General features: G+C 72.9%; 11 protein-coding genes. 3 read left to right on the top strand and 8 right to left on the bottom strand.

The window, feature by feature from the left end; translation table 11 throughout:
- Positions 1–267 precede the first annotated feature (267 nt).
- The 5 genes from ACGFT2_RS12880 to ACGFT2_RS12860 form a co-directional block, all read right to left on the bottom strand.
- Positions 268–675 carry an ATP-binding protein gene (locus tag ACGFT2_RS12880; RefSeq protein WP_393276924.1) on the bottom strand — a complete coding sequence of 136 codons (408 nt, stop codon included), beginning with the start codon at positions 673–675 and terminating at the stop codon, positions 268–270.
- A gap of 359 nt (positions 676–1034) precedes the next feature.
- Entirely contained in the window at positions 1035–1445 is a 411-nt protein-coding gene (locus ACGFT2_RS12875; protein WP_393276921.1) for a (deoxy)nucleoside triphosphate pyrophosphohydrolase, read from the bottom strand.
- Between the two features lie 199 nt (positions 1446–1644).
- Positions 1645–1836, bottom strand: a complete 192-nt coding sequence (locus tag ACGFT2_RS12870; RefSeq protein ID WP_393276918.1) for an SPOR domain-containing protein — start codon at positions 1834–1836, stop codon at positions 1645–1647.
- 573 nt (positions 1837–2409) lie between these two features.
- Positions 2410–3162: a GntR family transcriptional regulator gene (locus ACGFT2_RS12865; RefSeq protein ID WP_393276916.1), complete on the bottom strand. Its 753-nt coding sequence runs from the start codon at positions 3160–3162 to the stop codon at positions 2410–2412.
- A 147-nt stretch (positions 3163–3309) separates the two neighbouring features.
- Positions 3310–4641, bottom strand: coding sequence for a DUF4190 domain-containing protein (locus ACGFT2_RS12860; RefSeq protein ID WP_393276913.1), 1332 nt, complete (start codon positions 4639–4641; stop codon positions 3310–3312).
- Between the two features lie 111 nt (positions 4642–4752).
- On the opposite strand from ACGFT2_RS12860, the gene ACGFT2_RS12855 reads away from it, so the two are divergent.
- Positions 4753–5991 (top strand): serpin family protein, encoded by a 1239-nt coding sequence (locus tag ACGFT2_RS12855; RefSeq protein ID WP_393276910.1) that lies wholly within the window; start codon positions 4753–4755, stop codon positions 5989–5991.
- 69 nt (positions 5992–6060) lie between these two features.
- Here the strand turns inward: ACGFT2_RS12855 and ychF are convergent, their stop codons facing one another.
- Complete coding sequence (ychF, locus tag ACGFT2_RS12850; RefSeq protein WP_393276907.1) at positions 6061–7149, bottom strand: redox-regulated ATPase YchF; 1089 nt, start codon at positions 7147–7149, stop codon at positions 6061–6063.
- Between the two features lie 184 nt (positions 7150–7333).
- Here ychF and ACGFT2_RS12845 point away from each other — a divergent pair, with 184 nt between their 5' ends.
- Positions 7334–7888, top strand: coding sequence for a DUF6542 domain-containing protein (locus tag ACGFT2_RS12845; RefSeq protein WP_393276904.1), 555 nt, complete (start codon positions 7334–7336; stop codon positions 7886–7888).
- Between the two features lie 322 nt (positions 7889–8210).
- Here ACGFT2_RS12845 and ppgK read toward each other — a convergent pair whose 3' ends face one another.
- Together ppgK and ACGFT2_RS12835 are read right to left on the bottom strand one after the other, a co-directional pair.
- Positions 8211–8957, bottom strand: a complete 747-nt coding sequence (gene ppgK / locus ACGFT2_RS12840) for a polyphosphate--glucose phosphotransferase (RefSeq protein WP_393276901.1) — start codon at positions 8955–8957, stop codon at positions 8211–8213.
- A gap of 64 nt (positions 8958–9021) precedes the next feature.
- On the bottom strand, positions 9022–10047 hold the full coding sequence (locus tag ACGFT2_RS12835; RefSeq protein WP_393276898.1) for a 4-hydroxy-3-methylbut-2-enyl diphosphate reductase: 1026 nt from the start codon (positions 10045–10047) through the stop codon (positions 9022–9024).
- Between the two features lie 65 nt (positions 10048–10112).
- On the opposite strand from ACGFT2_RS12835, the gene ACGFT2_RS12830 reads away from it, so the two are divergent.
- A complete protein-coding gene (locus tag ACGFT2_RS12830) occupies positions 10113–11483 on the top strand; it encodes an APC family permease (protein ID WP_393276896.1) in 1371 nt (456 codons plus the stop codon).
- The last annotated feature ends 28 nt before the right edge of the window (positions 11484–11511 follow it).

Here is an 11511-nt window from a genome sequence, read left to right as displayed (position 1 = left end):
CCCTCCAGCTCACCGCGTCCGGTACCGGTCACCGGAGGCGGCTGCCCGCAGTATCCAGCACTACGGCGCCGCACGACACGGTGTTCACGATCACAGCCCGGTCCAGGCGTTTTTCGGACCGGTCCGTGACAACACTTCCACTCTTCTAACCAGGGAACACGCCCGCGAATCCCGCACGGCCGGACCGGTCGCGGGAACGGACACGGGACGTGGACGGCTCACCGGTGGATGTACACCACTCCATCACTCGATGGAGGGACTTCCCCCTCATCCGGGAACCGTCAGTTCGAACCAGACGGTCTTCCCTCCCCCGCCGGGCCGGGTGCCCCAGCGTCGCGAGGAGCCGGCCACCAGCTGCAGGCCGCGGCCGCCCTCGTCCTCGGGCCGGGCGACGCGCTCGCGCGGCGGGTCCGGGAGCGGGTCGGAGACCTCCACCAGCAGTGCGCCGTCCAGCCCGGCGGGGCGCACCAGCCGTACGCCGATGGGGCCGGTGGCATGCCGCATCGAATTGGTGACCAGCTCGCTGACCAGCAACGCGGCCAAGTCGGAGAGGCAGTCGAGGTTCCAGCCGTGCAACTTGCCGCGTACCGCGGCCCGGGCGGTGCGCACGGCACCCGGTTCCGCGGGAAAGGACCACTCGGCGCAGTCGCCATCGGTGTCGATCACGCCGATCACTTCCCAGGCCAGCCAGCGAGCCCACCCATGTCCGGTTTCGTGGGGTTAATGGGCACATACCCGATATCAAGCCGGCAGTACCGTGCCGAAGGGCGCACTGTGGCGCGAACGGCGTACCAGGCGCCGCCTCCGGCCGACGCGAGCGCCGGGACACCTCGGGCGCCCCGCGACCCGGCCGTCGACGACCAGCGGACCGGGCCGGTGAGCGCGGGCGGAGCGAGCCGGTCACCGCAGGCGGGCGGGCCGGCGACTACGGGCGGCCCGGGCGGGTGCCCCCGGGCGGACCGGGCCGACGACGGGAAGGCGGCCACAGGAAAGGGGTGCGGAAAGGGGCTACCGGAGGCGGCTACCGGAGGCGGTCACAAGAGAGTCAGGGATTCCACCTCTCGCACCGCCGCCACGTCCTGGTCCAGCCATGCCACGTCCCAGACCTCGGCCAACGCCAGCCAGCGCAGTTCGTCATGGTCCTGAAGGGGTTCGGGGGCAGGAGAGCCGGGAAGCAGTCGCGCGGTCCACACCTGCAGGACGTACGGCGCCCGCAGCGGCCACTCGCCCGGCACGCGCTCGACCGGCTCGGCGTCGATGCCGAGTTCCTCGCGCAGTTCGCGCACCAGGGCGTCCTCGGGCCGCTCACCCGGCTCGACCTTGCCGCCGGGCAACTCCCAGCGTCCGGCCAGTTCGGCGGGCGCGCTGCGGCGCGCGGCGAGCAGCCGGCCGCCGTCGAGCAGGGCGGCTCCCACCACCACGATCCGTTCCGTGTCGGACTTCATGGGGCGGAGCCTACGGGAGGACGGGACCGTCAGTTGGGGCCGCCGCCCTGGTCAGTTGCGGCCGTCGCCCCGGTCGGCCGCGTCCGCCGTCCGCGTCGACTGTGGCCGCCGCCCCGGGCGACCGTCGTCCCGGTCGGCTGCGACCCTCGCCCCTGCCAGCTGCGTCTGCCGCCCCTGTCAGCTGCGTCTGCCGCCTCTGTCAGTTGTGTCCGCCGTCCCCGTTGTGGCCGACGCGTTCGACCCAGTAGAGCTGCTTGTGCCCCCGGTCGTCGAGGCTGTCGGCGATCTTCTGGGCCTCGGCCCGGGTCGCGTACCGGCCGACGCGGTAGCGATTGCCGTTGTCGTCCTGCCGTATGACGATCCAGGGCAGCGAGACCGTGCCCTCAGTCATGGCCCCCACCGCCCGCGTCGCGCCTTCTCGCACCGCCCCACCCTCCCCCACATTCGGCCGCGCCGGCGCGGGTGGACCCCTGTCCCGTCCCGGGCCCCCGCCGCGCCCCGCCTAAGGAAACCCCAATCCGCATATGCCCGAGCGTACGCCCAACCTTTACGCAGCGAATACGCCTTTTCACAAAGAGGTACGCAACCAGCCAGAACGCCGGGGGCGCGCGGGATCGAATGCGCCGCCGCACAGGGCGCCACCTCGGGTCGGGCGTCTGCCCGCGGGAAGGGGGGTCACCTGGGGAAAGGCCGGATTGCAGCGGCCTGGCGACCCCCGGCCGCGGCCGGGCGGCCGGGGCGTCCGCCCCTTCGGTGGGCAAGGGTGTGCGCTACCTCACCCGGGGGGGCGCACGGAGCACCACCCGAGGCCCGGTACGGTCCCCGCCCGAAGGGGTGCGCGGAGCATCGCCCGAGGCCCGGTACGGTCCCCGCCCGAGGGCCGCGCGACCTCACCCGAGGGCCGCCCGACCGCGCCCGGCAGGCTGCCCCGCGGACGCCGCCCGGCCGGGAGTTCAGGGGCGCGTCACTTCACGGGCAGGTGGTACGCGACCCGGTAGCGGTCCGCCGGGATCACCACGTCGGCGGTCTCCACCGGGCGCCCGGAGGCGAAGTACGTGCGCTGGACGACCAGCACGACATGGCCGGGGACACCGCCGAGGACGTGCAGCTCCTCGGCGAGGCCGGGGCGGGCACCGACCTCCTCGGTGACGTTGTCCACGATGACGTCGATGGCCCGCATCCGCTCGACCACGCCCATGCCGCCGAGCGGTCCCTCCTCGGGCAGCATCACCGGGGTGCGGCCGGTGACGGCGAGGGGCTCCCAGGAGGTGGAGAGCATCATCGGCTCGCCGTTCTCCCGGAACAGGTATCTGGTGCGCATGACCCGCTCACCGACCTGGATCGCGAGCCGCTCGGCGATGGCGGTTCCGGCCTCGGCCTGTTCGGTACGGGACTCCCAGGTGCCGCGCACCGAGGCGTCGGCCTGCTCCTGCCGGAAGGGCGTCGCGCCGCCCGCCGGGCGGTACCCGGACCGGGCGACCCGCCGGGGCACGGGCCGTTCGCGCACGTACGTGCCCGAGCCGGAGCGGCCCTCGACCAGACCCTCGGCCATCAGCACCTTGCGGGCCTCGAGCGCGACCGTGTCCGAGACGCCGTACTCCTCGCGGATGCGGGCCTGGGAAGGGAGTCGGGTGTGGGGCGGCAGCGCACCGTCGACGATCTTCTTGCGGAGATCTCCTGCGACACGCAGGTACGCCGGCTGCTCACCGAAAGTCACTGGCCGCTCCCATCAGATTGTACAGACAGCAACAGCCTGGCAACCGTGGGTTGTGCCATGCAAGCAAAGGCCAGAGAATCACTCGAAGTGATTACACGGAGGCGGGCAGGGCTTTACCCAGGCGCTTTCTCCCCCGTATAAGAGCGCTCACACCCGCATGCTCGTATCGGCGCCGTCGTCACCCCTCGTGGGCGGAGCGGTGACGAGCCGCAGGGCCTTCCGCGCCGTGACCGCCTGGCGCGGCTCGACGAGCTTCACGGCGGTGCCGTAGCGCTCGTAGAAGGCGTCGGCGTTCCCGGCCGCCGCGGCCCTCGCCCACTGCGCCCGCGCCTTGTCCAGGCGGGCGGTCAGCGCGGTGACCGGACCTCGGGCGCGGGCGGGCCACTCGTGCGCGCGCAGCGTCCGGGCCTGCCCGGCCAGCGCGGCCGACACGCGACCCGCCCACGCCTTGTGCCCCGGCAGGTCGTCCTCCTCGTACTCCGCGTCGGGAACGGTGTCCAGGGCGGCGTTGAGGAGATGAGCGGCCTTCAGATAGGCGACCTGATCGGCGTCGAGGACGGTCTCGTCGTTGCGCAGTGAACCGGTGAGGTCGCCGCCCTCGGTGGTGCTGCCGAACACGCAGGTGACCTCGTGGTCCCCGGCCGCCCAGCTGTGCGCGGTCGGCGTGAGGTAGTAGACGTCGACATCGGCCGGGACCGCCCAGGCGTCCATCGCGTAGCCGTCCCGGAGGCCCCGGCAGCGTTCGTCGGCGACGCGGGTGACCGTGCCCTCTCCGGGGTAGCGGCCGCCGGTCAGCTCGAAGGAGGCGAACACCTCGCCGTCGTGCTCGCCGGCACAGGGGACCGTGTCGAGGTCGTAGGTCTCGCCGGACAGCGAACCGCCGGGATCGTCGAAGCACTCGCCCCGGGCCGGCGAGACGCTCGCGCGGTCGCGCGCACCGTCCCTGACGCCCTGCCAGAACCCGGCGGCGCCTCCGGTGGCGAACAGCAGCGCCCACAGCAGCAGTCCGATGCCGGAGAGGACCGCGCCGCCGACGGCCAGGCCCTCACCGCGCTCACCGCGGCGGCGGATCCGGTGCAGCGCGACCAGCCCCAGCACCAGCCCCACGCCGGGCAGGAAGCACAGCACGCCGAGCACGAGGGAGGCGATGGCGAGGCCGCTGACCGGCGCCGGGAGGTTGTGGGGGCGGTAGCCCTGGGTCCAGGGCCGGTAGGGCAGCGGCAGTCCGTGGGCGCCGCCAGGCTGCGTGTACGGCCCCCGCCCGGCCGGCCGAGGCGAGGCTCCACCCGGCTCCGGGTACGGCGGCACGTGCGACCCCGGCTCGGGGGACGGCGGCACGTGCGACCCCTGCTCCGGGTACGGCGGCACGTGCGACCCCTGCTCCGGGTACGGCGGCACGTGCGATCCCCGCCCGGCCGGCGCGGGTGGCCGACAAGGGTCTTGCGGCTGGTGGGGGCCCGGGGGCGGGGGTATGGACACCGGTACCGTGCTCCTGGATCGGGCGGCGGCAGCGCAGCACCGGCGGCCTGCCCGCCGGCCGGACTGACGTACGACTCGGCGCATCGTAAGCGGCACGAGCGGGGGGACGGTATGACGGGGGCACCGGCTAGGGGCCGGGTGGGCGGCGACGGCGTCCGGGCGGTGAACGGACTCACCGCCCGATGGGCGGCGACCGCGCGGGACGGCACGGTCTTCTCGGCGGCCGGGGTCTGGCCCCTGCTGGCCTTCCTGGCCGACGGTGCGGCGGGACCGGCACGGGCGGAACTGGCCGGGGCCCTCGGGCTGCCGGCCGATCAGGCGGCGGCCGCCGCACGCGAGTTGCTGTCGGCTCTGCGGTCGGTGCCGGGGCTGGACGCGGCGCTCGGTCTGTGGACGCACCACGCTCTCGCGCTGCGGGAGGAGTGGCGGGCCGGGCTGCCGGCCGGGACCCACGGGGAGTTCGGCGACGACCTCGTCACCGCGCAGGAACGGCTCGACGCCTGGGCGGTGGAGCGGACGGACGGACTGGTCGAGCGGATGCCGGTGACGCTGACCCGGGACTCGCACCTGGTGCTGGCCTGCGCCCTCGGGCTGCACACCACCTGGCGTCAGCCCTTCACGGAGGCGCCGCTGCGACCGGAGTCCGGGCCCTGGCAGGGCCGTACGCTGCGCGGTCTGTTCCGCCGGAGCGTACGGCCGGACCGGGTGGGCGTGGCGGGCACTTTGGCCGGATTCGTCTCCGCCCTGACCGTGCCCGGCGACAACGGCATCGACGTCCACCTGGTGCTCGGCGAGGAGCGGATGACACCGGGGCAGGTGCTGGCCGCCGGGGTGGACGTCGTGGAGCGCGCGTGCACGGTCACCGGCGGGGACGCCCTGCCGCACGGGCACGTCGGCCCGGGTCTGCATGTGGAGCAGCAGCCGGCGGTCGAGCCGCAGCCGAGGACGCTGGACGCGCGGACCGTCGCCTACGAGGTGCGGGCCGACCACGACCTGCTCGCTGCGGCGGGCCTGTTCGGGCTGTCGGCGGCCTCGGACCCACGGTACGGCCACCTTCCCGGGGTCAGCGCCTTCCCCCTGGCCATCGGGACGGCACGCCAGTCGGCGCTGGCCCGGTTCGGCGCGCTCGGCTTCCGCGCGGCGGCGGTCACCGCGGTCATGTCGGCACCGGGCGGCGGGCCGCCCGAGTTCCGCTACGAGACCACGGCCGTACGCATCTCCTTCGACCGCCCCTTCGGTTTCCTCGCCGTCGACCGCGAGTCCCGGCTGATCCTGGTGGCGGGCTGGGTGACGGACCCCGCCCCGCACCCGGCCACACCGTTCCCGGGCAGCGCACTGCCCGCACTGTGAACGCGACGACGGCGCGCAGGCCGTCATCCCGCACCACTGGTGCGTCGAGGACGACGGCGGCGCATCCGATCACACGTTGAAGCGGAACTCCACCACGTCGCCGTCCTGCATGACGTAGTCCTTGCCCTCCATGCGGGCCTTGCCCTTGGCGCGGGCCTCGGTGACCGAGCCGGTCTCGACCAGGTCGGCGAAGGAGATGACCTCGGCCTTGATGAAGCCCTTCTGGAAGTCGGTGTGGATCACACCGGCCGCCTCGGGAGCCGTGGCGCCCTTCTTGATGGTCCAGGCGCGGGACTCCTTGGGGCCGGCCGTCAGGTAGGTCTGCAGGCCGAGGGTGTTGAAGCCGACGCGGGCCAGCGTGGCGAGGCCGGGCTCGTGCTGGCCGACGGACTCCAGCAGCTCCAGGGCCTCCTCCTCGTCCAGCTCGGCGAGGTCGGCCTCGAGCTTGGCGTTGAGGAAGATCGCCTCGGCCGGGGCGACCAGGGCACGCTGCTCGTTCTTGAAGTCCTCGTCGGTCAGCTCGTCCTCGTCGACGTTGAAGACGTAGAGGAACGGCTTGGTGGTGAGCAGGTGCAGGTCGTGCAGCAGCTCGTTGCGCTCGGTGCCCTGGACGATGCCGTGCGAGAAGAGCGTGTCGCCCTTCTCCAGGATCTCCTTGGCCTCCTCGACCGCCTTGACCTTGGGCGCGATGTCCTTCTTGATCCGGGACTCCTTCTGGAGTCGCGGCAGGACCTTCTCGACGGTCTGGAGGTCGGCGAGGATCAGCTCGGTGTTGATCGTCTCGATGTCGTCCTTCGGCGAGACCTTGCCGTCGACGTGCACGACGTTCTCGTCCTTGAAGGCGCGGATGACCTGGCAGATCGCGTCGGACTCGCGGATGTTCGCGAGGAACTTGTTGCCCAGGCCCTCGCCCTCCGAGGCGCCGCGGACGATGCCGGCGATGTCGACGAAGTCGACAGTGGCCGGAATGATGCGCTCCGAGGTGAAGATCGAGGCCAGCTTGGCGAGCCGGGCGTCGGGCACGCCGACCACGCCGACGTTCGGCTCGATCGTGGCGAACGGGTAGTTGGCCGCCAGCACGTCGTTCTTGGTCAGGGCGTTGAACAGGGTCGACTTGCCGACATTCGGCAGGCCGACGATTCCGATCGTGAGCGACACTTTGCGACTTCCCGTAGATGAGAGGGCCAGGGGCTGCCAGGGGCGGGCCAGAGACACTGGCCGATCCACCAGTCTACGGCGTCCCGCGTGAGCGGCTCCCGGGAGCGTAGGACGTCCGGCCAAGCTGTTCTCACCGGCGTGTCCGAGGAGCGATTCACCACATAAACAGACCTAAGTTGGTCCAGTGGAGCAGCACAGGACACGACCCCCGAACGGCGGAAGGCGACGCGGCGCGCCGCAGGGCTCCTTGCCCTCACAGGGCAGGCGCCGGCCCGTCGGCGACCGAAGGCCCGGACCCGCCTCACCGCGGGCCTTACGGCAGGACCGGGGCCCGAGGACGGTGCCGCCCGGCCAAGGGCTGCGGAATCCGCGGCTGACCGGGCTCGGCGGCGGCCTGTTCTGCACGGTGGTGATGTTCTTGCTCGGCGCTGTGGACCGGTTCCTGTTCGGCGGATCCCTGCCGGTGTACGGGATGCTCTTCCTGCCGGTGTGCGTCCTGACCGCTCTGTGGGTGCGCGAGGGGGACCTGCTGACCGCGCCCGTCGTCGTGCCGATCGGCTTCGTCGTGGGGCTGCTGCCCGTCGCCGACGGCAGCGGGGGGCTGCTCGGCCGGCTCATGGGGCTGGTCACCGGCCTCGCGACTCAGGCCGGCTGGCTGTACGGCGGGACGCTGGCCGCCGGCGCGATCGCCCTCGTCCGCCGGGTCCGGTGGGTGCGGCGGCGCCGGTCGCGGGGCTGAACCCGCACGTCCCCGGGGACGGCGGGGCTCACCCGGTACGCGGGAGGGGGGACGGCGGGCCGACCGAGCCGGTGGTCCCAGCCGCGGGGCCGGGATGGACGGCGGGGCCGAGCCTGTGGGGTGCCGGCGGTGACGGTGGGGCCGAGCCTATGGGGTGCCGGCGGCGACGGCGGGGCCGAGCCTGTGGGGTGCCGGCGGCGACGGCAGAGCCGAGCCCGTGGGCCGGGGCGCCGGCGGTGACGGTGGGGCCGAGCCTATGGGCCGGGGCGGCGACGGCGACGGCGGGGCCGAGCCTGTGGGCCGGGGTGCCGGCGGCGGGTCGCTAGTCCTCCTGCGCGGCTCTCATCGCCGCTCCCACGATCCCCGCGTTGTTCTGCAGCTGGGCGGGCACGATCTCGGCCCTGATGCCGTCGATGAAGCGCAGGAACTTCCCGGACTTGCGACTGACCCCGCCGCCGATCACGAACAGCTCGGGCGAGAAGAGCATCTCGACATGGGCCAGGTACTTCTGGACCCGGTGGGCCCACTGCTCCCAGCTCAGCTCGTGGTCGTCCTTGGCCTTGCTGGAGGCACGCTTCTCCGCGTCGTGGCCGTGCAGCTCCAGGTGGCCCAGCTCGGTGTTCGGCACGAGGACGCCGTCCACGAAGACGGCGCTGCCGATGCCGGTACCGAAGGTGAGCAGGACGACCGTGCCGCGTCTGCCCTGTCCGGCGCCGAACCGCATCTCCGCGAGGCCCGCCGCGTCCGCGTCGTTGACCACGGTCACCGGGAGCCCGCCGAGCGTCCCGCCGAACAGCGCGCGGGCGTCCGTGTCGATCCAGCTCTTGTCGACGTTCGCCGCCGTACGGACCATGGCGCCACCGGTGACGACTCCGGGGAAGGTCAGCCCGACCGGGCCGGTCCATCCGAAGTGGTCGATCACCTGCTTGACCCCCTCGGCCACGCCGTCGGGCGTCGCCGGATGCGGGGTGAGCACCTTGCAGCGCTCCTGGGCCAGGTCGCCCCTGTCCAGGTCCACAGGGGCGCCCTTGATCCCGGATCCGCCGATGTCCACGCCGAAGATCTGCATGCCACCACGTTACGACGGCGCACTGACAGTCACTACGGCGAGTGGCCGTACGCCTGGCCGCCCGTCAGCGTGCCGCGGCGTCCGAGGCCCCCGAACCACCGCGCTCGACGGCCAGGGTGGCCGCCTCTTCGCGCAGGTCACGGCGGAGTTCCTTGGGCAGCGAGAAGACGATGGACTCCTCGGCCGCCCTGACCAGCTCCACGTCCCCGTAGCCGCGCTCGGCGAGCCACTCCAGGACCTGCTCGACCAGCACCTCGGGCACGGAGGCGCCGGAGGTGACGCCGACCGTGGTGACGCCCGCCAGCCAGGCCTCGTCGATCTCGTCGGCGAAGTCCACCAGGTACGCCTCGCGGGAACCGGCGAGCTTGGCGACCTCGACCAGCCGCTTGGAGTTGGAGGAGTTGCGCGAGCCGACCACGATGACCAGCTCGGCCTCGGCGCCCATCTGCTTCACGGCCAGCTGGCGGTTCTGCGTGGCGTAGCAGATGTCGTCGCTGGGCGGGGAGACGAGCCCCGGGAACTTCGTCTTCAGGGCGTCGACGGTCTCCATCGTCTCGTCGACCGAGAGGGTGGTCTGGGACAGCCACACGACCTTCGAGGGGTCGCGGACCTCGACCTTGGCGACGTCCTCGGGGCCGTCGACGAGCTGGATGTGCTCGGGGGCCTCGCCGGAGGTGCCGATGACCTCCTCGTGGCCCTCGTGACCGATCAGGAGGATGTCGTAGTCGTCCTTGGCGTAGCGGACGGCTTCCTTGTGGACCTTGGTCACCAGGGGGCAGGTGGCGTCGATGGTGGCGAGCCGGCCCCGCTCGGCCTCCTCGTGCACGACGGGGGCGACGCCGTGGGCCGAGAACATGACGATGTTGCCCGGCGGCACCTCCTCCGTCCGCTCCACGAAGACGGCGCCCTTCTTCTCCAGGGTCTGTACGACGTACTTGTTGTGGACGATCTCGTGGCGGACGTAGATCGGCGCCCCGTACTGTTCGAGGGCCTTCTCGACGGCGATCACGGCGCGGTCCACACCCGCGCAGTAGCCTCGGGGTGCGGCGAGCAGGACACGGCGGCCAGGCGAAGCGGTCATGCGTCCCATCGTAAGGCCGCGTTCGGCGGCGCAGAGATCGCGTGCCCGCTGCCCCCCGGGGAAGACTGGTTCCCATGGCCGACACCGGAACCACAGCCTCCGCGGTCGACGCGCGGCACCGGCTGCGGCGCAGTCTCGGCTTCCGCGACCTCGTGGTCTACGGGCTGCTCTTCATCGCCCCGATGGCGCCGGTCGGGGTCTTCGGCACGCTGGACGCCACGTCGCACGGCGCGGTGGCTCTGGTGTACCTGGTGGCGACGGTCGCGATGGGATTCACCGCGTTCAGTTACGCGCAGATGGTGCGGGTCGTACCGCGGGCGGGGTCGGTGTTCGCCTACGCGCGCGCGGGGCTCGGTCCGGCGGCCGGGTTCGTCGCGGGCTGGATGGCGATGCTCGACTACGTGCTGATTCCGGCGGTGGCGTACCTCTTCTCCGGGATCGCGATGAACGCGCTGGTCCCTGAGGTGTCCCGCTGGGTGTGGACGGCACTGGCCGTCGTCCTGACGACCCTGCTGAACCTGTGGGGCGTACGGGCCGCCGCGCGCGTGGGGTTCCTGGTGCTGGCGCTGGAGATCGTCGTCCTGCTGGTGTTCGTGGTGTCCGCGGTCGTGGTGCTGGTGCGGGACGGGGCGGAGCGGGGGTGGCTGTCGCCGCTGTCGGGTGACGGCACGCAGGGCACCTTCGCGCTGTCCGCGGTGATCGGCGCGGTGTCGGTGGCGGTGCTGTCGTACCTGGGCTTCGACGCGATCGCGACGTTCGCCGAGGAGGTCACCGGGGGCTCGGCGAAGGTGGCCCGGGCGCTGCTGTTCTGCCTGACGCTGGCCGGGGTGCTGTTCGTGGCGCAGACGTATCTGGTGGCGCTGCTGGAACCGACGACGTCCGCGCGGCTGGCCCGCGATCCCGGCAGGCAGGGTTCGGCCTTCTACGACGCCGTGGACGTGTCCGTCGGCACCTGGCTGCACGATCTGGTGGCCGCGAGCAAGGCGGTCGGGGCGGCGTTCGCGGCGCTGGCGGGGCAGGCGGCGGCCGGGCGGCTGCTGTTCGCGATGGGCCGGGACCGGCGGCTGCCCCGTGCCCTGTCCCGGACGGACGCCGGGGTGCCGCGGGTCGCCCTGCTGTGCGCGGCGGTGATCACCCTGTTCGCGGCGGGCTGGGCGGCGCGGCGCGACGACGGCCTCGACAAGCTCGTCTCGGTGGTCGACATCGGCGCGCTGACGGCGTTCACACTGCTGCACGCGAGCGTGGTGGGGTATTTCGCGGTGCGCCGCGCCGGGGGGCCGGTGAGCTGGTGGCGGCATCTGCTGGTGCCTGCGACGGGCGCGGCGACCATGATCGCCGTGATCGTGGAGGCGTCCGGGGCCGCACAGGTGGTGGGAGCGGCGTGGCTGGCGATCGGCGCGCTGATCCTCGTGGCCCAGCGAGGCCGGGGCGAGACACCCGGGTGACCGCACCGCCCGTGGCCGCGGGCCGCCC

This window comes from Streptomyces sp. NPDC048514, assembly GCF_043199955.1.
In the GTDB taxonomy this organism is placed as follows: domain Bacteria; phylum Actinomycetota; class Actinomycetes; order Streptomycetales; family Streptomycetaceae; genus Streptomyces.
This window is presented reverse-complemented; position numbering and strand designations above follow the sequence as displayed.